The organism is Variovorax sp. CF313 (assembly GCF_000282635.1).
Taxonomy (GTDB): domain Bacteria; phylum Pseudomonadota; class Gammaproteobacteria; order Burkholderiales; family Burkholderiaceae_C; genus Variovorax.
Genome location: NZ_AKIW01000052.1, coordinates 12,557 through 35,623, shown reverse-complemented (window position 1 = coordinate 35,623; position 23,067 = coordinate 12,557). Strand labels below are relative to the sequence as shown.

Below are 23,067 nucleotides of genomic sequence, written 5' to 3'. Positions count from 1 at the left end.
GGGGGGGGGGGGGGGGGGGGGGGAGCCACACTGCCTGTGCCGGCTCGAGCGTGCGCGCGCTGCGCTTGAAGTAGCGGCGCGCCGCGGCCTCGGCGCCGCAGGCGTTGCCGCCCCACGGCGCGTTGTCCAGGTACAGCTGCAGGATGCGGGCCTTGCCCAGCGTCTGCTCCATCTCGACCGCGTAGAGCAGCTCGCGCAGCTTGCGCTCGGCGGTGCGGTCGCTGCCCGTCACCAGCAGCTTGGCCAGCTGCTGCGTGATCGTGCTGCCGCCGCGCCGGATCTGGCCGGGCTTCTGGTTGTTGTCGATCGACGCGAGGATCTCGGTCAGGTCGTAGCCGTTGTGGGTAAAGAAGCGCTGGTCTTCGGCGGCGATGACGGCACGCGCCAGCCAGCTGTCGTTGGCAAGCCTGGCCGACGGTCCGCAGCTGGTGCGCGCGTTGAGCATGGCCTCGGTGCCCAGCCCTTCGACGGTGAACTGGCTGATGACGGGCTGCACGGCGAAGGTGGCCTCGGGCAGTACGAGCTGGCCGCGCAGCGCGAGCGTGCCGCCGATGCGCGCGCGCTGCAGCTCGGGCAGCTGGGGCACCAGCACCGCGTACCAGCGCTCGATGGGCGCATCCTGCACGCTGGCGTTGAGCTGCAGGTTCTTCAGCGTGACCTTGCCGTCCCAATGGCCCTGCAGCCGGGTGGTGTCGGTGCTCTGGGGCGTGGCTTCGAAGGTGCCATTCAGCGTGTTGCCGTCGCGCTTCACGGTGGCGAGCAGGCGCTCGATCCTGATCGGCTGGGTGCCGAGCGCCGGCACGTCGGCGCTGCAAGGCGCGCATTGCATCTCCAGCAGCTCGCCGGCCGGCTTCCAGGCGAAGCGCACGGTGCCGAAGCGGGTGTCCAGCGAACGCCCGTCGAGATGCGGCGCGAACCACGGCGAGGTGGCCACGCGCACGGCCGTCGGAACGCCGATCTCGAAACTCAGCGGCCCCGCCTTCACCGTGGTGCTCCATTCGCCGGCGGCCGGCGCGAGCGCCAGCTTGGCTATCAGGAAGATAGCCACGCAGGCCGTAATGACCAGGGCCAGCAGGCCGAAAAGCACGAATCGCAGGGTCTTCTTCACAGGCACGTTCTCAGATCGGTCTCGCCACGGTGACAGCTTGCCACGGCCCATGGGATTGGCCGCTGGCCGCTGCCCAGTACCAGCTTGAAGTGTCTGTGAAAGCGGTGCCCCGGGCATCGACGATGCGCTCGCAAACGCGGATTTTTTGCGCTCCGTGCCGTTGCGCAACAAAACAGCGCCACAACCGTTCCTGCGCATCGCGTTCCAGGCGCGCCTGTTCGATGCGATAGCCCAGCGCGCGGTAGCAGTCCGCTGCCGGATGCAGCATGCGCGTGGGCTGCGTCACCTCGCGCATCACCAGCGTCTGCGTGCCGTCGGTCATGCGGCCGATGGCGCCGGGGAAGCGGTCGGCGAAACGCTGTTCCACGTCGCTCAGGGCCAGCGGGCGCAACGGAGCGCCGTCCCATTCACTCGGCCATTCACGCGGCACGGCGGCGACGACCGGTTCGGCCGGCGTACGCACCGCCGCGGCGGCCGACCACAGCACGCACAGCAGCATTGCCAGCGCGAAGGCGGCCTTGTGGCCGATGCGATTGATGAAATGGTTCGCAAACCAGCGCTCAAAGAACGGTGTCGACATGGCGGCCTCCCTGGGTGGTGATCAGGCCCGGGATGGGCAGTTCGGCCGGTTCGGGCACGGGTCGTGCCGGCACCATGAGGCGGGCGATGGCGCCGCACACCACGGCCAGCACCAGCAGGCCCAGCGCGTTGTGCGCCCAGGGTGCGAGCGGATGGCCTGCGCCTTCGAAGGCGATCAGCACGCTGTTGCGCACGATGTTCCCGGCCAGCACGAGGAGGCTGACCATCGGCAGCCGGCGCAGGAAGGCCCGGTCGCTGCGCGACGCCCACAGCGCGACCGCGCAGGCCGTGAAGTAGCCGAGCCACACCATCTGCACGCCGGAGCAGGGCGCATCGACGACCACGAGCCGGCCGTCGACCACCAGGCTCGCTCCTTCACGCGCCACCTCGAAGGCGGGCGCGAGCAGCCAGCGGCTGGCCTCGGCCGTCACCACGCGCAGCGGATAGCCGGCATAGAACTGCAGCGACGACAGCAGCGGCAGCGCGAGCACCGACAGGCCGGCCACCGACAGCGCAGCCACGCGGCGCGGCAGGAAAGCGAGCAGCCCGCACGCCAGCGACAGCACGGCCACCAGCCCCGCCGCGAGCGGCGGCAGCGCGGGCATGAAGCCGAGCCCCGTGCGCAGCAGCGTCGCGAGCACGGTGCCCGCGCCCGCCAGCGCGAGCCAGCCCAGGCGCGGCGAGGCGCGCAGTTCGCGCCGGCGGCTCCAGGCCAGGGCGGCGAGCGCGACCAGCGCCAGCAGCCCCATCGGATCGTCGGAGCCGTCGCGCATGCGCTGCGCCATCCAGGCCCAGGTCGGCATCAGCGCGACGAGCTGCAGCCCGAGCCAGCCTGCGGCCGGCGTGCGGTCGATGTGGATGCCCCAGTCCACGATGCGCGGGTGGCGGCGGGCGAGCGTTGCCAGAGACATTTTTTTCTTTCTCGATGGATCAGGCGGTAAGGCGGCGGGCGTCGTTGCGGCGCGCGCGGCGGCGCAGCATGGCCAGCATCGACAGCACGACAGCGATGGCGCCCAGCGATTCGGGCTCGGGCGTGCTCGGCACCTCGGCGCCCAGTGCAAGGTCGCTCACACCTTGCGGCAGCGGCAGCGGCTGGTTCACGTCCACGCTGTTCTGCGGCGCCGCATTGCGCACCACCTTGTCGACGGCGATGAAGCTCGTGTACTGCGTGAGCAGGCTGTACTTCAGGCCGAGTTCGGTAATGCGTTCCTTGAAGGCCACGCCGCCTTCCAGCGTTTCCTGGTCGCTCAGGCTCTGGATGCGGTGGCGGGCCCACAGCGTGCGCAGCGCGGCCGTGTCATGGCGGGTGCGCTCGTCGATGCGCACTTCCTGGCGGTAGGGCCCATTGGCGCTGCGGCCTTCGATGATCACGCGGCCCTTGGCTTCGCCGCGCCACTTGCCGAACACGATCACCGGGCGCTCGCCGAGCACGTCGGGCAGCGCCTGCGGCTCCACGTCGTACACGTCGAGCCCGCCGAAGGTGGCCTTCACGCTGGTGAGCACCGGCGCCTCGACCATGCGGCGAAAGCGCGCGGCCTGCTCGGGCGCCTGCACCGGGTCGGTGATGATGAAGGGCTCGCCCATGCCGGCGCGCGCAATGCCTTCCATCAGGCTGCGGTTGACCGACGAGCCGATGCCGAAGGCGAACACATTGGCCTTCGAGAGGTTGTTGCGCACCAGCTCGAAGGCTTCGCGCTCGACCGTCACGTAGCCGTCGGTCACCACCACCACGGTGCGCGACACGCTGTCTTCCTTCGGTTCGGCGTACACGCGCTTGAGCGCCGGAATGAGTTCAGTGCTGCCGCTGCCGCTGTAGTTCTGGATGGTGGCCAGCGCCTGCTCGATGTTGGCGCGCGTGGCCGGCACCGACTTCGGCGAGAGCATCCTGTTGCTGCCCGAGAACAGCAGCACGTTGAAGGTGTCGCTCGGCCGCAGGCCGCCGATCAGCCGTTCGAGCACCGTCTTCGCGGTGTCGAGCGGAAAGCCGTGCATCGAGCCCGAGATGTCGACCACGAAGATGTAGTCGCGCGGCGAAATCGCGTTGGCGGCCACGGCCTTGGGGGGCTCGACCATGGCGAGGAAGAAGTTCTCGGCGCTTCCATCCGAGTTTTGTCCCTGGCCCTTGTAGAGCATCAGGCCCGATTCGATTTTTTCACCCGCCAGGCGGTAGTCGAGCACGAAGTCGCGGTTGTCGGCGGGGCGGCCGTCGGCGGTGAGCACGATGTCGGCGTGCTGGTCTTCGTCGCTCTTCTTCACGTCGATGGCGTGCGTGGCCGAGCGGATTTCCTTCAGGCCCATCGGCGTGTCGATGCTGGCCTTGAGCTTGAAGCTGGTGTTGGGCGCCACGCCCGCGGCCAGCGTCGGTTGCGCGACCCATTTCGCTTGCGCGTTCTCCGACTGCGGGCTGTTGTAGCGCGGCCCGACCACGGTCGGGAACACGAACTGGTAGTTGCCCGACTGCGGCACCAGCAGCTCGGTGTAGCGCAGCTCCACCTTCACATCGTCGCCCGGCAGGATGTTGGCGACGTTCATCTGGAACACGTTGGGCAGGTGCTGCTCGAGCAGCGCGGCGGTCTTGCCTTCCTTCTTCGCCGTGTCGTACTCGATCTGTGCCTGCTGCTTCTCGCGGATCTGCGCGGTGATGAGCCGGTCGGCCAGGCGCACGTTGAGGCCGCTCACGGCGGCCTTGGTCGAACCGGGAAACACGTATTTCGCCTCGATGGCGCGCTGGCCCTCGTTGCGGTAGGTCTGCGTGACCGTCACGTCGGCTATCACGCCTGAGATCTTCACCGAGACCTCGGTGCCCTTCAGGGGCAGGCGGTCGACCGAGGGGTCGTCGCTCTTCACGAAGAAATAGGGGCTCTCGGTCTTCAGGCGCGCTCCGGCGGGCGCTTCCTGCGCATGCGCCGGGCGCACGCCCGTGGCGATGAAGCCCGCAGCCGCCAGGCTCACGGTGGCGAGCCAGAGCCAGCGGCCGGGACGTGGGGTGGTGTGGGCATCCATGGCGGGGGTTCCTTGTCCGTGCGAACTTGCACAGCCGCAACTGTCGGCACCGCACGAGAAGGCAGTTGGAAGGCGCGTTGAAGTCGAACGGCGCCATCGGCCGCTGTGTGAAGTCTGTGTGAAGCGAGGCGGCGGGCACGCTTCACACGGCCTTCGGGTCGCGCGGCGAGCATCGCGGCTTCGCTACAGACGAGGAGAGAAGAAAATGCTTCAGTTGTTCAAGGCCGTGCTGAATTCCATGCTGGCCAAGGTCGCCGGCCTGTTGTTCCTGCTGCTGCTCCTGTGCATTCCGCTGGGGGAGATCGACTCGCTCAACCGCGCCCGCGGCGAGAGCCAGCGCGAAGCGGCCGACGAGCTCGCCGCCACCTATGCCGGGCGCCAGACGATGGTCGGCCCGCTGCTGCTGGTGCCGTACGTGGAGCGCTGGATGGAGCCGCTGCGCAACGCGCAAGGCAAGGTGATCGGCCAGGAGCCGCGCAGCAAGGAAATGGCCCATGTGGTGTTCCCGGACAAGCTGCACATCGAGGGCTCGATGGCGCCGCAGGAACGCTACCGCGGCATCTTCAGGATTCCGTTCTACACACTCAGCGCCACGCTCACCGGTGGCTTCGCTGCCTTCGACCCGAAGGCCGTGGCGCACAGCGAGGCCGATTCGAAGATCGAATTCAAGGCGCCCTTCATCGCCTTCAACGTGAGCGACCTGCGCGGCCTCGACGGTTCGCCAGCGATGACGATGGGCGGCGAGGCGCTGCGTTTCAGGCAGCGCGTGCCGGGCCTGGCCGATAGCGCCTGGTTTGCCGACGGCATCCACGCACCGGTCACGGGCGCGGCGCTCACCGCATGGCAGGCCGGTACGCCGGTTTCTTTCGACATGAAGCTCGGCCTGGTCGGGCAGGACACACTCGCCATCGCGCCCATCGCCGAGGAAACGACTGCGCACCTGAGTTCGCCCTGGGCGCACCCCAGCTTCGGCGGGCGTTTTCTCGCGGCCGAGCGCAGCGTGACGCCGCAGGGCTTCGACGCGCACTGGCGCGTGTCCTCGCTCGTGACTTCGGCGCGCGAACAGGTGCGCGCGGGTCTCTCGGCCCGCGGCGGTCCCGCCGACGACAACGCCGCCGCCGCAGTTGTTGCCACCGCCGCGCACCGCAACACAGGTCCGCTGCAGACCTTCGACGTGTCGCTCGCGCAGCCGATCAACGTCTATTCGATGAGCACGCGCGCCGGCAAGTACGGCGTGCTGTTCATCGGGCTGGTGCTGATGGCCGCCTTCATGTTCGAGCTGTTCCGCAAGCTGCGCCTGCACCCGATCCAGTACGGGCTGGTCGGCCTGTCGATCGCGCTGTTCTTCCTGCTGCTGCTCGCGCTCTCCGAGAAATTCGCGTTCTGGATGGCCTACGCGGGCGCCGCCGCGGCGAGCGTCGCCCTGCTGACCGTGTACTTCAGCACAGTCCTCGGAGGCTGGCGGCGCGGCCTGTCGTTCGGCGCCTTCGTTGCGCTGCTCTATGGCGCGCTCTACGGCCTGCTGGCTTCCGAAAGCAACGCGCTGCTGCTGGGTGCGCTGCTGATTTTCGGCATGCTGGCGGTGCTGATGCTGGTCACGCGCAAGGTCGACTGGTACGCGCTCTCTCGCCGCGTGGAACCGGCTTCGGTCGCGGCACCCGAAGCGCAGGCGCCATGAAGCTGCTGAGGGCGCGCGGCCGAAAACCGTTTCAAGACGTGTCGAAACATTCGGATGCCGCGATCATGCCGGGCCATGTCATCCTTGCGGAACTCGACGCCGAATATCCGGTCTCTTTCTCGCGCAAAATCGTGCAACAGGTGATTCGAGGCGAATGGGGCTGCCAGGGCCTGCGCGTCACCGACGATTTCACGATGGGCGCGGCCTGCAACCGCGGTCTCTGCGATGCCACCGTCCGCGCCCTTGGCGCCAGGGTGGACCTGTTGCCGATCGCCTTCGACCAAGACAAGTATTTCGATGCCATGCATTGCGCGCAGCAGGCGGCGCAGTGCGGCGCGCTCGACCTCTCGATGCTGGAACGCAGCAGCGCGCGGCGGCTCCAACCTTTCGCCAGCCAGTAGCCAATTCCTATGTTCAAACGCTCAAGCCCCCAACCTTCCGACGACGACAGCGCGGCGCCGGTCGATCCCCGCCACCGCTGGAAACGCATTGCCGGCTGGGGCGCCATCGGGGTGGGCTCCGGCGCGCTCGTGGTGCTGGTCGCGGCCATCGTCGCGGTGGTAGCCATCTACCCGAAGCTGCCCGATGTCTCGGAGCTTTCCGACTACCGCCCCAAGCTGCCGCTGCGCGTGTACTCGACCGAGGGCCAGCTGATCGGCGAGTTCGGTGAAGAGCGCCGCAACCTCACGCCCTTCGCCAGCATTCCGAAGGTCATGAAGGACGCTGTGCTGGCCGTGGAAGACGCGCGCTTCTACGACCACGGCGGGGTGGACTACAAGGGCTTCCTGCGCGCCGCGGTCGCCAGCCTGAAGGGTGGCCGCAAGCAGGGCGCATCGACCATCACGATGCAGGTGGCGCGCAACGTCTACCTGAGCTCCGAGCGGACGATGAGCCGCAAGACCTACGAGATCCTGCTGGCGCTGCGGCTCGAACGGCAGCTCACCAAGGACCAGATCCTCGAGATCTACCTGAACCAGATCTACCTCGGCAACCGTGCCTACGGCTTTGCCGCCGCCGCCGAAACCTACTTCGGCAAGCCGCTGCAGAACGTCACCGTCGCCGAAGCCGCGATGCTGGCCGGCCTGCCGAAGGCGCCCGGCGCCAACAACCCGGTGGCCAACCCGCGCCGCGCGCGGGCGCGCCAGCTGTATGTGATCGACCGCATGCACGAAACCGGCTTCATCACCGCCGAGCAGGCCGCCGAAGCCAAGAAGGAAGAACTCCACCTGCGCGACGCCGGCGACCCGAACCGCCTGCATGCCGAATACGTGGCCGAGACGGTGCGCCAGATGATGTACGCGCAGTACGGCGACAGCATCTACACCAGCGGCATGAAGGTCTACACCTCGCTCGTGGCGGCCGACCAGGCCGCGGCCTACCGGTCGCTGCGCAAGGGCATCATGGACTACGAACGGCGCCAGCCTTATCGCGGCCCGGAGAAGTTCGTCGACCTGCCGACCGAGCAGAAGGAAGTCGACGAGGCCGTGGACGACGCGCTCGCCGAGCATCCCGACAACGGCGACGTGGTGGCTGCCGTGGTGCTCGACGCGAACGCCAAGGAAATCAGCGCCGTGCGCGCCAATGGCGAAACCATCCAGATTACTGGCGATGGCCTGAAGCCCGCGCAGTCCGGCCTTGCCGCGAAGGCGCCGCCCAACATCAAGATCCGCCGCGGCGCCGTGATCCGCGTGGCGAAGACGCCGAAGAACACGTGGGAAATCACGCAGCTGCCGGAAGTCGAAGGTGCCTTCATCGGCATGGACCCGCGCAGCGGCGCCATCAAGGCGCTGGTGGGCGGTTTCGATTTCGGCAAGAACAAGTTCAACCACGTCACGCAGGCCTGGCGCCAGCCGGGCTCGAGCTTCAAGCCCTTCATCTATTCGGCCGCACTCGAAAAGGGCTTCACGCCCGCCACCGTGGTGAACGACGCGCCGCTGTACTTCGATGCCGCCGCCAACGGCGGCCAGCCGTGGGAGCCGAAGAACTTCGAGGGCACCTACGAAGGCCCGATGCCGCTGCGCACCGCGCTGATGAAATCGAAGAACCTCGTCACGCTGCGCGTGCTGCAGTCGATCGGCGCGCCCTATGCGCAGGACTGGGTCACCAAGTTCGGCTTCGACAAGGACAAGCATCCCGCCAACCTGCCGATGGGCCTGGGTGCCGGTTCCGTCACGCCGATGCAGATGGCGGTGGGCTACTCCGTGTTCGCCAACGGCGGCTATCGCGTCAATCCGTACCTCGTCACGCGCGTCACCGACCTGAGGGACAAGGTCATCATGGAAACCGAAGCGCCGGTGCTCGACGAAACACGCCGCGCCATTCCGCAGCGCAACGCTTTCATCATGGACTCGCTGCTGCAGAGCGTGGTGAAGAGCGGCACCGGCTTCAAGGCCCACCAGGCGCTGAAGCGCGACGACCTCTATGGCAAGACCGGCACCACCAATGATTCCTTCGACACCTGGTTCGCGGGTTTCCAGCCGACCATGGTCGGTATCGCGTGGATCGGCTACGACACGCCGCGCCAACTCGGCGTGCGCGGCGAAACCGGCGGCAGCCTGAGCCTGCCGATCTGGATCGGCTACATGCAGACAGCACTGCAGGGCGTGCCCGTGACGCAGCCGGCCGAACCGGCGGGCGTGGTGAACGTCGACGGCGAGTGGTACTTCGACGATTTCACGCCGGGCCACAGCGTGGCGAGCCTGGGCCTGGAGAACAGCGAGACGCCGCCACCGCCGGCCGAAGAACTCACGGGTGCGCCAATCGGGGCACCGCCGCCGCCCGAAGAGCGCAACAAGATCCTCGATTTCTTCCGCTAGAAGTCGAAGCGGAAAAAGCGAAGGCGGGTCGCGGTGCCTACACTCGGTGCTGCTTCCCGCCTTCTCTTTTTTTCTCCACGCATACATGGAAATTCTTACTCTGGTGGCGCTTTTTGCCACCGGCTTCTACATCCTCAAGTCCAGGGAACAGCGCCTGCGCATCGCGCTGCTGGCCAGCCACCTCGGCCGCCACCAGATCGAGAAGCTGATGGAAAGCCTCACCTCCGGCTACATGCGCTGCCTCGGCGAAGACGACGCCGAGCGCCGCCAGCAGATCTGGCACTTGCTGGACGCCACCGAGGAAAAGCTCTCCGCCCAGCTCGACAGCTTCGCCGCCGAGTTCTCGCGCTTGCCCGAAGCTGTCACGCGCGTGAGCAAACTGCCGGTTGCCATTCCGATGTTCACCCACTTCTTTCCGGCCGCGACCTTCGACATGCGGCAGGCCCTGCTGATCCACGCGAGCGGCATCGCCGGCGTCATGCGCAACGAAGCCGGCCGTACGCCCAAGTCGAAGGCCTTCACCATGTCGGCCGAGCTGTTCCTGATGCAGCACACCTGCCACTGGTACTGCCGCTCGAAGACGGTGGCGTCGGCACGCATGATCGCGCAGCACCAGACGCAATATCTGCAGGCGCTCGGGGCGGTGAGCCCGGAGACGCGCCGTGCGTACAGCGCGCTGATCGGCCGTCCCGCGGCTCAATGATTTGACAGCAGCGGCAGCGTGAGCGTCGCCACGGCCCCGCCGCGCGACGCATTGCCGAGCTCGATGCGGCCGCGGTGCAATGCCGCGATCTCCTTCACGAACGCCAGCCCCAGCCCCGTGCTCTTCTTCTGGCTGTGCGGCCTGGCGAGCGAATAGAACTTCTCGAAGACCTTTTCCTGCGCGTACTCCGGAATGCCCGGACCACGGTCGCGCACGCTCACGCGGGCGAGCTTCGACGTGGTTTCCAGCGTGAGCAGCACTTCGCTGTCGCGCGGTGAAAAATCGATGGCGTTGTCCAGCAGGTTGCTGATCGCGCGGCGCAGCAGGAACGGGTCGCCTTCCGTGCGGGCTTCGTCGCGGATGTTCACGAGCAACTTGATGTTGCGCCTTGCAGCCGCTGGCTGCGCGCTGATGGCGATGTCGTCGATCAGCGAAGCCAGCGCCACCGGCTCGGTGCGGTCCAGCGTGCGCCGCGTCTCGAGCGCAGTGAGCTCCATCATGCGGTCGACGATTTCCTGGATGCGTTGCGTCTCGCCTTCGATATTCTTCAGGAAGCGTTCGCGCTCGGCATGCGGCATCGACGGCTCCTGCAGCAGCTCGGCCGCGCCGCGGATGGCGGAGAGCGGACTCTTCACCTCGTGCGTGAAGGTCTGCACGTAGTCGGCCACGTAGTTGCGGCCGGTCAGCGCATCGCGCATCTCGCTGAAGCCGGTACGCACGCCGTCGACCGCGCGCCGTGCCATGCGCGCCAGGCTCAGGCTGCGCTGTGCGCGCACCCAGGTCCAGTAGTCGCGGATCAGGCCGAAGGGGCGCACCAGCCACACAGAAACGATGAGCGTGAGCAGCAGCAGTGCGAGCGCCGAACCGACGCCGACCCAGATGGTGCGCATGCGTGCGTCTTCCACGAACTGGCCAAAGCTCTGCACCGGCTTGCCGACGCTGACCATGCCGACGATCTCGTTGTTCCATCGAATGGGTGCGCCCACGTACATGACCGAAGTGCGCGGATCGCCATCGACGTCGCGCGAAGTGCGTGCGCCGTACAGGCCGGCGAGCGTGCGGCTCACGTCGCTCCACTGCGAATAGTCGGCGCCAAGGTGCCTGCCGAGAGAATCGAACATCACGCGCCCGCTGCGGTCGGTGACGTAGACGCGCAGCTCGACACGGCTCTTGTGCAGGTTGTAGATCTGCGCCGAGAACTCGCGCGCGTAGACGGTGCGGAACAGCGGCTCGAGCCGTGCGGTGTTGATGGCCCCGGCAATCACATCCTGCTCGACCAGGCTTGCCACGAGCTGGGAGGTCTCGACCAGCGATTCCTCGGCCGACTCGCGGTAGCGCGGATCGATGTCGGAAACAACGCGATAGAGGAGGAAGGCGATGCCCGCCGTGTAGATCAGCAGGATGCCGATGAAGATGCGCGTGCGTCTTGTCACGACGCCTTGGTCGGCAGTTCTTCGTTCAGTGCGTAGCCGGTGCCGCGCAGCGTGCGGATCGGCTCGACTTCGGGCGCGATCGCCTTGAGCTTGGCGCGCAGGGTCTTGATGTGCGCGTCGACCGTCCGGTCGAAGCTGTCGCTGGAATCGTCCCAGACCAGTTCGAGCAGTTCGTCGCGCGTGAAGACGCGCCCCGGGCGCTGCACCAGCAGTCTCAGCAGGCCGTATTCGTAGCGCGAGAGCTCGAGCACGCGGCCGTAATAGCGGATCTGCATGCGCTCGTGGTCGAGCGAGAAGGGCATTGCAGGTGCTTGAGGGCTCTCAGGAGGCGTCTGGGCCGGAATTTGATGGGGCACCCCATGGTTTGCAACCGCGGCTGTTGCCGGGGCTCCTGCGCCGTTTCTCGCGCTGCGCCGCAGGATGGTCCGCACGCGGGCGACGAGTTCGCGCGGCGAGAACGGCTTGGCGATGTAGTCGTCCGCGCCCAGTTCGAGGCCCACCACGCGGTCTATTTCGTCGCTGCGGGCGGTCAGGAACACCATCGGCACCTCCGGGCCGCCCATGGCCTGGTTCAGCGCCTGGAGGCGCTTGAAGAGTTCGAAACCGTTGAGATCGGGCAACCCGATGTCCAGGATGGCCAGGGCCGGCGCCTCCTGCGCGAACTGGGCAATGGCTTCCTCGGCCGTGGCACACCACACCGGCGTGAATCCGTCGCTTTTCAGGACGTACTGCAACGTGTCGGCGATGCCCGATTCGTCTTCGGCGATCAGGATCCGGGGTTTGAAGCTCATCCGCGAATGTTAGCGAGGGGAACACGCCGGGAGGACCGGTTTGGACCGGAGGCGCCGTGGACCGGCGCGGCCGTTCGCGGCTTTTTTTTCGGGCGCAGCTTTCCCCTTTCCCATCTTCTTATTCTTCTTATTCAAATTAGTAGTAGTAGATAAGGGTCGCCCACTTCTGTGGACATGCCGCTTTTTTCGTTATGCGACAAGCACTTGTCATACCTCTGTCACTGTGCGCAGCCGCGCTTCGGGTTTGTACCCGGCATATGAACAACATGGGGTACCCGCTCCGGCCTGTGGATAACCGATGCCTTGTTCAAAAAATGTCCCCAGAGTTGTCCTTTGACGCACTCCGGAAAATCTGCGAAAGGTGTTTTCCGGCGCGAGAAATCCATTGCTGAAAATTTGGGCAAACTGTTTATTTCCTTTGTAAATCAATGACTTGCCGAACCCCTACACAGAAGTGCCGACGTTATCCACAGAGTTGCCCAAGGTTTGTGGGGAGAACCGGCGGCGGAACCTTCGCCAGCCATGGCGACCGAACCGGATCCTTCATATTGCGAAATTTCGTACAAATGACACCTTCAGAAACAAAGTCGATAGTTACCCTGTCGCTGCTGGCTGCCTTTGTCGACGGCGAGAAGCATGAGCGCGAGCGCGCCGAGATCAAGCGGATTGCCGAGGGCCTGTCGCAGGCCGACGGCCTGAACCTGCCGACGCTCTACCAGGACGTGCTGATGAAGCGCGTGTCGCTGGCTTCGGTGGCCGGGGAGCTGAAAAGCACCGAGTCGAGGCAGCTGGCCTACGAGATGGCGGTGTGCGTGTGCGATGCCGACGGCACGCAGTCGGAGGCCGAGCGGATGTTCCTGGCGGACGTGCGAACTTCGCTGGGGCTGGATGCTTCGGCGGCCGCGTTCTCGCAGCGCGCGGAAGACATCGCGGCGGTGCCGGTGGCTACGGCCGCTGGGGGCAGTGCCGTGGCGGCGCCCGGTACGCCGGACAGCGCCGAGCTCGACAAGTCGATCCTCAATGCCGCCATCCTCAACGGCGCGCTGGAACTGCTGCCCGAGACGCTCTCGACCATGGCGATCATTCCGCTGCAGATGAAGCTGGTCTACCGCATCGGCCAGTCGTACGGCTACCAGCTCGACAGCGGTCACGTGAAGGATTTCCTGGCGACTGTCGGCGTGGGCCTGACCTCGCAGTACCTGGAGCAGGCCGGTCGCAAGCTCCTCGGCGGATTGCTCGGCAAGGTCGGCGGTGGCTTGCTGCGCGGGCTGGGCAACCAGGCCGTGAGCTCGGGGATGAGCTTCGCCTCGACCTATGCGCTGGGCCATGTGGCCAAGCGCTACTACGCCGGCGGCCGGACCCTTTCGACGCAGATGCTGAAGGACGCGTTCTCGGGCGTGGTAAAGGAAGGGCAGAGCCTGCAGACGCAGTACCTGCCGGCGATCCAGGAAAAGGCCCGCACGCTGGATGTGGGCAAGGTTCTTTCGCTGGTGCGGGGCGCCTGATCTAGGGCCTGTTCACCCTATGCAAGGGGTGGCGAGCTTCCCTCCGGGTTGCTTCGCAAAGGGTGAACAGGCCCTAGACCTTGCTCAGGTCATCGAGGATGGGGCAATCCGGTCTGGCGTCGCCGTGGCAGCAGTGCACCAGGTGGGCCAACGTGTTGCGCATGGATTGCATGTCCGCAATGCGCTGCTCAAGTTCGCCGAGGTGCTTCTCGGCGATGCGCTTCACGCTGGCGCTCGTGCGTCGGCGGTTGTGCCACAGCCCGACGAGTTCGGCGATTTCTTCCATTGAAAACCCGAGGTCGCGCGAGCGCTTGATGAAGCGCAGCGTGTGGATGTCGGCATCGCCGTATTGGCGATAGCCGCTTTCGGTGCGCGCCACCGCCGGCAGCAGGCCCAGCCCTTCGTAGTGGCGGACCATGCGGGCCGACACGCCGGAGCGCTGCGCCGCTTCGCCGATGGCGACGTGGCCCGCGCTCATTGAACGGCGTAGCCCGCGTTCTCGATCGCGGCGACGATGTCCTTGCGCGGCTGTTCGCTCAGCACGTCGACATGGCCGGTCTCGAGGTCGACCGTGACCTGTGCTTCGGGGTCCACCGTTTGCACCGCGTTCTGCACCGCGCTCACGCAGTGGCCGCAGCTCATGCCCGTGACCTGGAATTTCTGGCTCATCGTGATGGCTCCTTGGAAGTGATGGAAGTATGTGAGACGCAAGTTTGAACCCTCTCACGATGTCAATGTCCAGCAAAGGGACACTGGATCTGCCACTTGACCTTGCCATCGTGTGAGGCTTTAGCCTCGGGACATGGAAAATCTGCAATCTCCTCCAATGACGCTGGACCTCTCGGTCGGCGGCATGACCTGCGCCTCGTGCGTGATGCGCGTCGAGCGCGCGCTCAAGAATGTGCCGGGCGTGCAGGACGTGAGCGTGAATCTCGCGACCGAGTCGGCCCGCGTGGTCACGAGCGGCAACGAAGGCATGGACGTTCGCCTGCGCCGCGCCGTGCGCGCCGCCGGCTACGAACCGCGGGCGGCAAGCACCGCGGCCGACGAAGCCGCTGCGCTGTCGCCCTGGCACGGTTTCGGCCCGGTCGCTGTGGGCCTGGCACTGTCGATCCCATTGCTGGCGCCCATGCTCGGTGATCCTTTCGGGCAGGACTGGATGCTGCCGCCATGGTTGCAGCTGCTGCTCGCGACACCGGTGCAGTTCTGGCTGGGCGCACGCTTCTATCGCGCTGGCTGGCATGCGGCGAAAGCGCGCACCGGCAACATGGACCTGCTGGTGGCTCTCGGCACCAGCGCGGCCTTCGGCCTGTCGCTCTGGCTCTGGTGGCGCGCGGCGACCGGCGAGCATGCGGGCCATGGCGAGATGCCGCACCTGTACTTCGAGGCTTCGGCGGTGGTGATCACGCTGGTGCTGCTCGGCAAGTGGCTGGAGGCGCGCGCCAAGCGCCAGGCCACGTCAGCGATCCGCGCGTTGCAGCAGCTGCGGCCCGAAGTGGCGCACCTGGTGGGCGCGCGCGGCAAGGAAAGCGACGTGCCGCTGGCCGAGGTGATGGTGGGCGACCGCCTCGCGGTGCGGCCCGGCGAGCGCGTGCCGGCCGACGCACGGGTGATCGAAGGGCAGTCCGAAGTCGATGAATCGATGCTCACCGGCGAGCCGCTGCCGGTGGCCAAGGGACCGGGCGATGCGTTGACCGGCGGCGCCGTCAATGGCGACGGGCGCATGGTCATCGAAGTGAGCGCGGTCGGCGCCGAGAGCGTGCTCGCGCGCATCATCCGGCTGGTCGAAGATGCACAGGCTGCGAAGGCGCCGATCCAGCGGCTGGTGGACAAGGTGGCGGCCGTGTTCGTGCCGGTGGTGCTGGTGATTGCGCTCGTCACGTTCGCTGGCTGGATGATGGCGGGCGCAGGCATCGAGACCGCATTGATCCACGCCGTGGCCGTGCTCGTCATTGCCTGTCCATGTGCGCTGGGCCTTGCGACACCGGTCGCGGTGATGGCAGGCACGGGCGTGGCGGCACGGCACGGCATTCTGATCAAGGATGCGCGTGCATTGGAAATTGCGCACCGCGTCGATACCGTCGCGTTCGACAAGACAGGCACGTTGACGGTGGGCCGGCCGGTGTTGACTGCGCTGGTACCGGCGGCGGGTATTCGGGCAACCGAAGACCAACTGCTGGCAACTGCCGCCAGCCTGCAAAGCGGCAGCGAGCATCCGCTGGCCAAGGCCGTGCTGGCCGCCGCAGCGCAGCGCAACCTGCAGCCGCGCGCATTGAGCGCGATGCAGGCGATGCCGGGCCGGGGTGTGCGCGGCGATGTCGATGGCGTCACCTGGGCCATCGCCAGCCTGCGCTGGTGCCGCGAACTCGACGCGATGCCCGAAGCCGCCGATGTCGACGGCCTGCAGGCGCAAGGTGCCACCGTGTCTGCATTGCTGCGCTTCGATGAGGCGGGCGCCGCGCATCTACAGGCATTGCTCGCTTTCGCCGACGAGCCCAAGCCGCAAGCCGCCGAAGCCATCCGCACGCTGCATGCGCGTGGCCTGCGCGTGGTGATGATCTCGGGCGACAACCTGCGCGCGGCCCAGGCCATGGCCGCACGGCTCGGCATCGCGGCCGAAGACGTGCGTGCCGACGTGCTGCCCGCCGACAAGGCGGCGCAGGTCGGTGCGCTGAGGAAGAACGGACACGTCGTAGCGATGGTCGGCGACGGCGCCAACGACGCGCCCGCGCTGGCAGCGGCCGATGTGGGCATCGCGATGGCGCCTTCGGGCGGCGGCACCGACGTGGCGATGGAAGCAGCCGGCATCACGCTGATGCGCGGCGACCTCGCGCTGGTGGCGCAGGCCTTCGAGCTTTCGGGCCGCACGGTCGCGAAGATCCGGCAGAACCTGTTCTGGGCCTTCGCCTACAACGTGGCCGGCATCCCGCTTGCGGCCTTCGGCCTGTTGAGCCCGGTGGTGGCCGGTGCTGCCATGGCGTTGTCGAGCGTGAGCGTGATGGCCAATGCGCTACTGCTGCGGCGCTGGAGGGCCTGAGGCTTGCCGCTCAGTCGATCAGCAGCCCCATGACGTGATCGTCGATGGCCCGCGCATCGCCGGCGCGCTTGTAGAACTTGCGCAAGGTGCCTTCGCGTTCGAAGCCGAGTTTTTCGTAGAAGCGCATCGCAGGTGCGTTGTCGCTTTCGACGAAGAGTTCGATGCGCCTGATGCCGATGGCCTTCAGTGCGTCGATGGCTTCGCTCACCATGGCGAGCGCGACGCCCTGGCCGTGAAATGCGGGATCGACCGCGAGCGTGCCCAGGCAGGCCACGTGCCGCACCCGGCCCGGGTAGCGCGTGGCCCGGTAGAAACCGGCGATGCGCCCCTCGCGCTCGTAGACGTAGAAGTTGCGGCCGTCGAGCAGTTCCTGGTAGATGGCGCGGAAGTCCTCGATCGGCATCGGGTCGTAGCCCAGGAAGGGCACGACCTTCTCGTGCATGTAGAGGGCGAAGACCGTGTCGATGTCTTCGTGTGTGGCCAGCCTGCGCATGATGGGTGCCTTGCAACGATGAAGGCGCCGAGCATAGCGGGGGTGAGCGGATGTCGATCAGGTGAAGAGCAGCACCGCAGACATCGTCAGCAGCGCCGCCTGCGCGCACCAGGACCAGCGCAGCCGAAGCTGCGAATCGAGCACCGCGCCGATGGACCAGAAGCCGCCGACCGCCAGCAGGAGCAGCGTCAGCCCGGTGTGGAACGCGAGGTCGTCGGCGCGCCAGAGAAAGGCCAGCGTCACGCCGACCCAGCATGCGAAGTGGAGGGCGGCCGACGCGACCTGCGGGCGCGTCAGCGCGGGGGCGTGGATGTGCATGGCTTCTTCCAGCGAAAAAGGCGCTTCCGGAAACCGCGCCGCGACATCGGCCGGCCGCCAGCCCGGGGGCTTGAACCACACGGCGATCTTGTCCCGCCAGCGCTTCGTATGCCATGCGTCGCGCAGCAGCGGCACATAGGGGCCGAGGATCGCGCGCATCGGGTCGAAGCTCGCGAGCGCCTTGCGCGTGCCGTAGACGCAGCGTTCGGTTTCCTCGGCGAAGGTGCCGAACATCCGGTCCCACACCACGAGCATGCCGCCGTAGTTGCGGTCCAAATAGCCGTCGTTCACCGCGTGGTGCACGCGATGGTTCGAGGGCGACGAGAACACGCGGTCGAACCAGCCGAGCTTGCCGATGTGCTCGGTGTGGATCCAGAACTGGTAGACCAGCACGATGAGTCCCGCCAGCCCGAACTGCTCGGGCGGCACGCCCACCACCGCCATCGGCAGGTAGAAGGACCAGCCCAGGAAGACCACGGTGCTTTCCTGGCGCAGCGCGGTGGAAAAATTGAAATGCTGGCTCTGGTGGTGCACCGAGTGCGCGGCCCAGAACACGGCCGACTCGTGGCCCGCGCGATGCAGCCAGTAGTCGAAGAAGTCGAACAGCAGCACGGCGGCGATCCAGCCTGCGGCGCTGTCCCAGAAGCCGGGCCGGGTCCAGATCGCGACCAGCGGATAGACCATGGCGTAGAGCCCGATCTGGAACAGCTGCGTGCACACCGCGAGTGCCTGGCTCAGCAGCCCCTGGCTCAGGCTGCCGAGCGTGTCGCTGAAGCGGTAGGTGTTGCGCCGCTGGAGCCAGCCCCAGGCGAACTCGCAGGCCATGAGCAGCGCGAACACAGGCACGACGAAAACGACCAGCCGGTGCACCGCGTTCGTTTTTTCAGAGAGTGTTCAGCGAATCTTCAGCGTTCGCACGCGCGGCCGGCCACGATGACGGCGTTGGTGCCGCCGAAGGCGAAGGAGTTGGACAGCGCATAGCGGATGCCCTTGGCCTCGCGCGCCTCGCCCTGCACGAAATCGAGGTCGAATGCGGCGTCGGGCGTCTGCAGGTTGGCGATGGGCGGCAGCGCCTCGCGCGCCAGTGCGCGCAGCGCGGCGATGAGTTCGATGGCACCGCCGCCGCCGAGCACGTGGCCGTGGATCGCCTTGGTCGCGCTGACCGGCGTGGCCCTGCCGAACACTTCGCGGATCGATGCGGCCTCGGCTGCATCGCCGGCCGAGGTGGCCGTGCCGTGTGCGTTGATGTGGCCGACGTCCGAGGCCTCGATGCCCGCGTCGCGCAGCGCAGCGCGCATCACGCGCACCTGGCCCGCGGTGTCGGGGTTGGTGATGTGCGTGCCGTCGCAGTTGGTGGCGTAGCCCGCGAGCACGAAGGGCGCGGCTTCGGCGCCGCGTGCGGCCGCATGCGCTTCGGATTCGAGCACCAGCGCGGCCGCGCCTTCACCGATGGCGAAGCCCGCGCGGTCGCCCGAGAACGGACGGCAAGCCGAGGAGGGCGCATCGGCCGGCGGCGGCGCCATCACGCGCATTGCGTTCCAGCTGGCCATCACGCCGGGCGTGAGCATGGCGTCGTGGCCGCCGACGATGGCCACGTCGATCCAGCCGCCGCGGATGGCGCGCATCGCCTCGCCGACGGCCACGGCCGAGGAGGCGCAGGCACAGGCGTAGGCAATGGCCGAACCGCGCGCGCCGAAGTGCAGCGCGAGCTCGGCCACGGCGGCGTTGGGCATCACGGTGAGCACGGTGGTCGGACGCATGCGGCGCTGTTCGCCGTAGAGCGCGCTGGTGGTGTTGTCGAAGGTGCCGGCGCCGGCGAGGCCGCTGCCCCAGAAGATGCCGAGGCGGTCGCGGTCGATGGTGTCGAGGTCGATCTTTGCTTCCAGCGCCGCGTCCTGCGCCGCAGCCAGGGCCATGGCGGTGCCGCGGTCCAGCGGCAGGCGGGAGGTGCTGCGCATGCCATTCGAATCGAAGTCGCAGGCGGCGACGGCGAGCGCCATCGGGTCCATGCCCTCGATCTCCAGCGTTTGTGCACGCACAGCCGAGCGGCCCGCGAACAACGCCTCGTCGAAGGCCTCGATGGTGCGGCCGATGGGCGTGACGAAACCGATGCCGCTTACGCGCACCGGCGCCGAGGCGGCGCGTGTGGCCGAAGCGGCGAGCACGGCGTGGGCGGCGCCGCTGCTCATGCGGCCGCTTCGGCGGGCTGGACGGCGGCCACGGGGGCGCTCTCGGCGTCGATCACGTCGCACAGGCGTTCCAGCGTGATGCCGGTTTCGCGCGGGTCGAGGCGGTCTTCGGGAATGCGCAGGTGGAAGGCGTCCTCGACGGCGAAGACGAACTCCATCAGCGCGAGCGAGTCGAGGCCGAGGTCCGACAGCGCGGTGGCCGGCGAGATGGCCGAGCGCTCGATGCGGAAGTCGGTCTCGAGGATCGCCGCGATGCTGTTGAAGGTGGGGGAGGCGGAAGAAGACATGGAGATGCTTTCCTTTCAGGCGTGTCGAACGAGGTCAGGCGTACAGCGGATGCTCTGGCGTCGTGCCATGCGCCACGGCATCGGCGAACGATACCGTTTCGCGTACCACCTGCTGGCGGTCGTTGTCTATCGTGATCATGTGGTAGCTGTTGGCGACCACGACGGTGCGGAAGTCGCGGCAGCGCAGGCCGCGCGCGAGGATGTCGAGGTTGGCCACGCTGGCCACCTCGTCCTGCTGGGCATGCAGCGCGAGCACGTTGCCGCATTGCACGCCGTTGAGGTTGCGTCGCACGTGGCGTATGAGCCGGTCGTGCTCGCGCAGATGTCCCACGCCGATGACGGAACTTCCGGCGCGCGAAACCTTGCGATGGCGCAGCTCGCGCTCGATCCAGGCGCGCACGCGCTCGTTCTTCACGCCGTAGGGCGGGCGCTCGCGGTATTGCCAGAACCGGCCGAGCGGCGTGTAGAAGGCCAGCGGCAGCAGGAATTGCGTGCGCGGGATGGCCCAGCCGTCGAAGCGCAGCGTGGTCGACATGAGCACCAGCGCATCGACGTCGCTGCCGCAGCGGATGGCCGCGCCGAGCGCGAGCGAGGCGCCGGCGGAAATGCCGACCAGCATCACGCGGTCGTGCTGCGTGCGCAGCGCCTTCACATGGGCCTGGATGGCGTCGAGCCAGCGTTCGTACGGCGCGGCGCGCTGCAGCGGCGCAGCGGCATCGAACGAATAACCCTCGATCGACAGCGGGTGCACCGGGTAGCCGCGGCTGCGCAGTGCGGACTGCACGGTCAGCAGCTCGTCAGGCGTGCTGCATAAACCATGCAGCAGGACCACGGCGGTGCGCTGCACTTGCGGAGGCACAAGGCTCAACAGATCGGAGGGTTCACGCGCACTCATCGTGTGGTGCCAGCCATGAAAATGGCCCGTGTTTCATCGTGCTGTCGTATGCTCATGCGGCGTTTATCGCTTGGAGCGACTGACCGGCCGCTGACCCGTCGTTCGCGAGGCAGATTACCCCCCAACCATTCAAACACCATGCGAATTCTGCTTGTCGAAGACGACGCCGTTTTGCGCGACGTGATGGTGCGCAGCCTCGCGGATGCCGGCCATCGCGTCGACGTTTCGACCAACGTCGAGGACGCCGACCACCTGTGGCGTGTGCAGCCCTTCGATGCCGTGCTGCTCGACCTCAACCTGCCGGCCACCGCAAGCCCGACCAGCGGTCTCGCGAGCGGCCTCAACGCGCTGCGGCAGGCGCGCGCGCGGGGCGACCGCACGCCGGTGCTGGTGCTCACGGCGCGCGGGCGTACCGAAGAACGCATCGCGGGTCTCGACGCGGGTGCCGACGACTACCTCGGCAAGCCCTTCGACCTGGCCGAGGTCGAAGCGCGCCTGCGTGCGCTGGTGCGCCGCGCGAAGGGTACCGAAGACCTCGTGCTGCTGGGCCAGCTGAAGCTCGACCGCAAGGCACGCCGCTTCTCGACCGCGAGCGGTCCGCTCGACCTGCCGGCACGCGAGTTCGAGGTGCTGTGGGAACTCATGAGTCCGCCGGGCCGCACCGTGAGCAAGCGGGCGCTGTCCGACAAGCTCTCGAGCTTCGACGAATCGCTGGGCGACAACGCGCTCGAGGCCTTCATCTCGCGCCTGCGCAAGAAGCTGCAGGGCTCGGGCGCGAGCATCCGCACGCTGCGCGGCATCGGCTACCTGCTCGAAGCCGAGGTGTGATCCGAGCGTGACCGAGCAGACGACAGAACCGCAGCCCGCGGCCGTTCGTGCGCCATCGCTCACGCGGCGCGTGCTGCGTAACGTGCTGGTGCCGCTGGCGCTCACGTGGATGGTCGGTGCGGTCATCGCGCTGGTCATCGCCAACTATTTTTCCGAGCAGGCCTTCGACCGCGGCATGCTCGACGACGCCTATGCGCTGTCGGCCAACGTGCAGGCGGGCGAACGCGGCATCGAGCTGCTGCTGACGCCGCGCGAGGTGGCCACCGTGCTCTTCGACCAGGTCGACAAGGTGTACTTCGCGGTCCAGCGGCTCGACGGCACGCTGATCTCCGGGCAGCCGGGCCTGCAGGCGCCGTTGCCGGCGGACGGGGCGCGCTACCGCTTCGCCGACATCGACTACGAGGGCAGCGTGCTGCGCGCCGTGGTGCTCGAGCACGACGCCGAGCCCGACATCAGCATGCCGTACCGCGTGGTGATCGCGCAGACCACGCTGAGCCGGACTGCACTGGTGCGGCAGTTGCTTGGCTACGCGCTGGCGCCGCAGATCGTGCTGCTCATCCTGCTGGCCATCTGGCTCTGGTACGGCATCCGTAGCGACCTGCGGCCGCTCGGCGACCTGCAGCGCGCGCTCGACCGGCGCGACGTGCGCGACCTGTCGCCGGTGGCGGTGGCGCAGACCTCGCGCGAGATCCAGCGCCTGGGCAACGCGGTCAATTCGCTGTTCGAGCGGCTCGGCCACAGCGTGCAGGCGCAGCGCGAGTTCGTGGGCAACGTGGCGCACGAACTGCGCACGCCGCTGGCGGGCATCCGCGCGCTGGCCGAGTACGGGCTGGCGCAGCACGACACCAATGTGTGGCGCGAGCAGCTGGAGCGCGTCTCGGAACGGCAGGCGCGCGCCAGCCACCTGATCGATCAGCTGCTGGCGCTGGCGCTGGCCGAGGAGGCGCGTACCGAGCTCAAGCGCGTGCCAGTGCGGCTCGACGTGCTGGCCGAGCAGACGGTGCTGCGGCACCTTGCACGCGCCGACGCGCGCGGTGTCGACCTGGGCGCGCGGGGCCTCGACGACGGCGTGGTCGTGCAAGCCAACGAGGCGCTGGTCGAAGGCATTCTCGACAACCTGATCGACAACGCGCTGCGCTATGGCGGGCGCACCATCACGGTCGAGCTCGCGGGCCACACGCTGAGTGTGATCGACGACGGGCCGGGCATTCCGCTGGAGGCGCAGCGCGACCTGATGCAGCGCTGGGCGCAGGGTCCGGCCGGCGAGAAGCTGGGGCAGGGCTCGGGACTGGGGCTGTCGATCGTGGCGCGCTATGCCGAGCTGCTGGGCGCCGAGCTGAGGCTCGAAGCGGCGGAGCCCACTGGCTTGCGCGTCAGCGTGGCATTCGGCGAAGCGGGCTGAAG

General features: G+C 67.5%; 21 protein-coding genes. 8 read left to right on the top strand and 13 right to left on the bottom strand.

Going from position 1 to position 23,067, the window contains the following annotated elements; translation table 11 throughout:
- From PMI12_RS14380 to PMI12_RS14365, 4 genes are all read right to left on the bottom strand, one after another.
- A partial coding sequence (locus tag PMI12_RS14380; protein WP_042673418.1) for a biosynthetic peptidoglycan transglycosylase occupies window positions 1-1,108 on the bottom strand: 1,108 nt, incomplete at its 3' end.
- A 10-nt stretch (window positions 1,109-1,118) separates the two neighbouring features.
- On the bottom strand, window positions 1,119-1,688 hold the full coding sequence (locus PMI12_RS14375) for a hypothetical protein (protein WP_007833650.1): 570 nt from the start codon (window positions 1,686-1,688) through the stop codon (window positions 1,119-1,121).
- Window positions 1,669-2,598, bottom strand: a complete 930-nt coding sequence (gene xrtQ / locus PMI12_RS14370; RefSeq protein ID WP_007833649.1) for an exosortase Q — start codon at window positions 2,596-2,598, stop codon at window positions 1,669-1,671. Before xrtQ ends, PMI12_RS14375 begins: the two co-directional genes overlap by 20 nt.
- 19 nt (window positions 2,599-2,617) lie before the next feature.
- Entirely contained in the window at window positions 2,618-4,690 is a 2,073-nt protein-coding gene (locus PMI12_RS14365) for a VIT and vWA domain-containing protein (RefSeq protein ID WP_007833639.1), read from the bottom strand.
- Between the two features lie 205 nt (window positions 4,691-4,895).
- Here PMI12_RS14365 and creD point away from each other — a divergent pair, with 205 nt between their 5' ends.
- The 4 genes from creD to PMI12_RS14345 all read left to right on the top strand — a co-directional run bounded on the left by creD (window position 4,896) and on the right by PMI12_RS14345 (window position 9,887).
- On the top strand, window positions 4,896-6,368 hold the full coding sequence (gene creD / locus PMI12_RS14360; protein ID WP_007833637.1) for a cell envelope integrity protein CreD: 1,473 nt from the start codon (window positions 4,896-4,898) through the stop codon (window positions 6,366-6,368).
- Entirely contained in the window at window positions 6,365-6,769 is a 405-nt protein-coding gene (locus PMI12_RS14355) for a glycoside hydrolase family 3 N-terminal domain-containing protein (RefSeq protein WP_042673415.1), read from the top strand. The genes creD and PMI12_RS14355 overlap by 4 nt, the downstream gene beginning before the upstream one ends.
- A 9-nt stretch (window positions 6,770-6,778) precedes the next feature.
- Complete coding sequence (locus tag PMI12_RS14350) at window positions 6,779-9,184, top strand: penicillin-binding protein 1A (RefSeq protein ID WP_007833633.1); 2,406 nt, start codon at window positions 6,779-6,781, stop codon at window positions 9,182-9,184.
- An 85-nt stretch (window positions 9,185-9,269) separates the two neighbouring features.
- Complete coding sequence (locus tag PMI12_RS14345; RefSeq protein ID WP_007833632.1) at window positions 9,270-9,887, top strand: hypothetical protein; 618 nt, start codon at window positions 9,270-9,272, stop codon at window positions 9,885-9,887.
- Here PMI12_RS14345 and creC read toward each other — a convergent pair.
- Window positions 9,881-11,320, bottom strand: a complete 1,440-nt coding sequence (creC, locus tag PMI12_RS14340) for a two-component system sensor histidine kinase CreC (RefSeq protein ID WP_007833630.1) — start codon at window positions 11,318-11,320, stop codon at window positions 9,881-9,883. The genes PMI12_RS14345 and creC overlap by 7 nt on opposite strands.
- Complete coding sequence (gene creB, locus PMI12_RS14335; protein WP_007833628.1) at window positions 11,317-12,111, bottom strand: two-component system response regulator CreB; 795 nt, start codon at window positions 12,109-12,111, stop codon at window positions 11,317-11,319. Before creB ends, creC begins: the two co-directional genes overlap by 4 nt.
- A gap of 566 nt (window positions 12,112-12,677) precedes the next feature.
- Between creB and PMI12_RS14330 the strand changes: the two genes are divergently transcribed.
- Window positions 12,678-13,616, top strand: coding sequence for a YcjF family protein (locus PMI12_RS14330; protein ID WP_007833626.1), 939 nt, complete (start codon window positions 12,678-12,680; stop codon window positions 13,614-13,616).
- 73 nt (window positions 13,617-13,689) lie between these two features.
- Here PMI12_RS14330 and cueR read toward each other — a convergent pair whose 3' ends face one another.
- Complete coding sequence (gene cueR / locus PMI12_RS14325) at window positions 13,690-14,094, bottom strand: Cu(I)-responsive transcriptional regulator (protein WP_007833624.1); 405 nt, start codon at window positions 14,092-14,094, stop codon at window positions 13,690-13,692.
- A complete protein-coding gene (locus tag PMI12_RS14320; protein WP_007833622.1) occupies window positions 14,091-14,285 on the bottom strand; it encodes a heavy-metal-associated domain-containing protein in 195 nt (64 codons plus the stop codon). Before PMI12_RS14320 ends, cueR begins: the two co-directional genes overlap by 4 nt.
- A 157-nt stretch (window positions 14,286-14,442) precedes the next feature.
- On the opposite strand from PMI12_RS14320, the gene PMI12_RS14315 reads away from it, so the two are divergent.
- Window positions 14,443-16,653, top strand: a complete 2,211-nt coding sequence (locus PMI12_RS14315) for a heavy metal translocating P-type ATPase (protein ID WP_007833620.1) — start codon at window positions 14,443-14,445, stop codon at window positions 16,651-16,653.
- Window positions 16,654-16,663: 10 nt separating this feature from the next.
- Here PMI12_RS14315 and PMI12_RS14310 read toward each other — a convergent pair whose 3' ends face one another.
- From PMI12_RS14310 to PMI12_RS14290, 5 genes are read right to left on the bottom strand one after another with little or no spacing between them, the layout of a single operon-like run.
- A complete protein-coding gene (locus tag PMI12_RS14310) occupies window positions 16,664-17,146 on the bottom strand; it encodes a GNAT family N-acetyltransferase (protein ID WP_007833618.1) in 483 nt (160 codons plus the stop codon).
- A gap of 57 nt (window positions 17,147-17,203) precedes the next feature.
- On the bottom strand, window positions 17,204-18,334 hold the full coding sequence (locus PMI12_RS14305) for a sterol desaturase family protein (protein WP_007833613.1): 1,131 nt from the start codon (window positions 18,332-18,334) through the stop codon (window positions 17,204-17,206).
- A 35-nt stretch (window positions 18,335-18,369) separates the two neighbouring features.
- Window positions 18,370-19,653: a beta-ketoacyl-[acyl-carrier-protein] synthase family protein gene (locus PMI12_RS14300; protein ID WP_007833611.1), complete on the bottom strand. Its 1,284-nt coding sequence runs from the start codon at window positions 19,651-19,653 to the stop codon at window positions 18,370-18,372.
- A complete protein-coding gene (locus tag PMI12_RS14295; protein WP_007833609.1) occupies window positions 19,650-19,940 on the bottom strand; it encodes an acyl carrier protein in 291 nt (96 codons plus the stop codon). The genes PMI12_RS14300 and PMI12_RS14295 overlap by 4 nt, the downstream gene beginning before the upstream one ends.
- A gap of 34 nt (window positions 19,941-19,974) precedes the next feature.
- Complete coding sequence (locus PMI12_RS14290; protein WP_007833607.1) at window positions 19,975-20,835, bottom strand: alpha/beta hydrolase; 861 nt, start codon at window positions 20,833-20,835, stop codon at window positions 19,975-19,977.
- A 138-nt stretch (window positions 20,836-20,973) separates the two neighbouring features.
- Between PMI12_RS14290 and PMI12_RS14285 the strand changes: the two genes are divergently transcribed.
- Entirely contained in the window at window positions 20,974-21,663 is a 690-nt protein-coding gene (locus PMI12_RS14285; protein ID WP_007833605.1) for a response regulator transcription factor, read from the top strand.
- Between the two features lie 7 nt (window positions 21,664-21,670).
- A complete protein-coding gene (locus PMI12_RS14280; RefSeq protein ID WP_007833603.1) occupies window positions 21,671-23,065 on the top strand; it encodes a sensor histidine kinase in 1,395 nt (464 codons plus the stop codon).
- Window positions 23,066-23,067 lie beyond the last annotated feature (2 nt).

Bases quoted from the DNA above. Each gene is read 5' to 3' on its own strand.
- PMI12_RS14375 (WP_007833650.1), bottom strand. From the start codon at position 1,688: ATGTCGACACCGTTCTTTGAGCGCTGGTTTGCGAACCATTTCATCAAT.
- PMI12_RS14285 (WP_007833605.1), top strand. From the start codon at position 20,974: ATGCGAATTCTGCTTGTCGAAGACGACGCCGTTTTGCGCGACGTGATG.
- cueR (WP_007833624.1), bottom strand. From the start codon at position 14,094: ATGAGCGCGGGCCACGTCGCCATCGGCGAAGCGGCGCAGCGCTCCGGC.
- PMI12_RS14315 (WP_007833620.1), top strand. From the start codon at position 14,443: ATGACGCTGGACCTCTCGGTCGGCGGCATGACCTGCGCCTCGTGCGTG.
- PMI12_RS14290 (WP_007833607.1), bottom strand. From the start codon at position 20,835: ATGAGTGCGCGTGAACCCTCCGATCTGTTGAGCCTTGTGCCTCCGCAA.
- PMI12_RS14345 (WP_007833632.1), top strand. From the start codon at position 9,270: ATGGAAATTCTTACTCTGGTGGCGCTTTTTGCCACCGGCTTCTACATC.
- PMI12_RS14330 (WP_007833626.1), top strand. From the start codon at position 12,678: ATGACACCTTCAGAAACAAAGTCGATAGTTACCCTGTCGCTGCTGGCT.
- PMI12_RS14320 (WP_007833622.1), bottom strand. From the start codon at position 14,285: ATGAGCCAGAAATTCCAGGTCACGGGCATGAGCTGCGGCCACTGCGTG.
- PMI12_RS14365 (WP_007833639.1), bottom strand. From the start codon at position 4,690: ATGGATGCCCACACCACCCCACGTCCCGGCCGCTGGCTCTGGCTCGCC.
- creD (WP_007833637.1), top strand. From the start codon at position 4,896: ATGCTTCAGTTGTTCAAGGCCGTGCTGAATTCCATGCTGGCCAAGGTC.
- PMI12_RS14350 (WP_007833633.1), top strand. From the start codon at position 6,779: ATGTTCAAACGCTCAAGCCCCCAACCTTCCGACGACGACAGCGCGGCG.
- xrtQ (WP_007833649.1), bottom strand. From the start codon at position 2,598: ATGTCTCTGGCAACGCTCGCCCGCCGCCACCCGCGCATCGTGGACTGG.
- PMI12_RS14355 (WP_042673415.1), top strand. From the start codon at position 6,365: ATGAAGCTGCTGAGGGCGCGCGGCCGAAAACCGTTTCAAGACGTGTCG.
- PMI12_RS14310 (WP_007833618.1), bottom strand. From the start codon at position 17,146: ATGCGCAGGCTGGCCACACACGAAGACATCGACACGGTCTTCGCCCTC.
- PMI12_RS14295 (WP_007833609.1), bottom strand. From the start codon at position 19,940: ATGTCTTCTTCCGCCTCCCCCACCTTCAACAGCATCGCGGCGATCCTC.
- PMI12_RS14300 (WP_007833611.1), bottom strand. From the start codon at position 19,653: ATGAGCAGCGGCGCCGCCCACGCCGTGCTCGCCGCTTCGGCCACACGC.
- creB (WP_007833628.1), bottom strand. From the start codon at position 12,111: ATGAGCTTCAAACCCCGGATCCTGATCGCCGAAGACGAATCGGGCATC.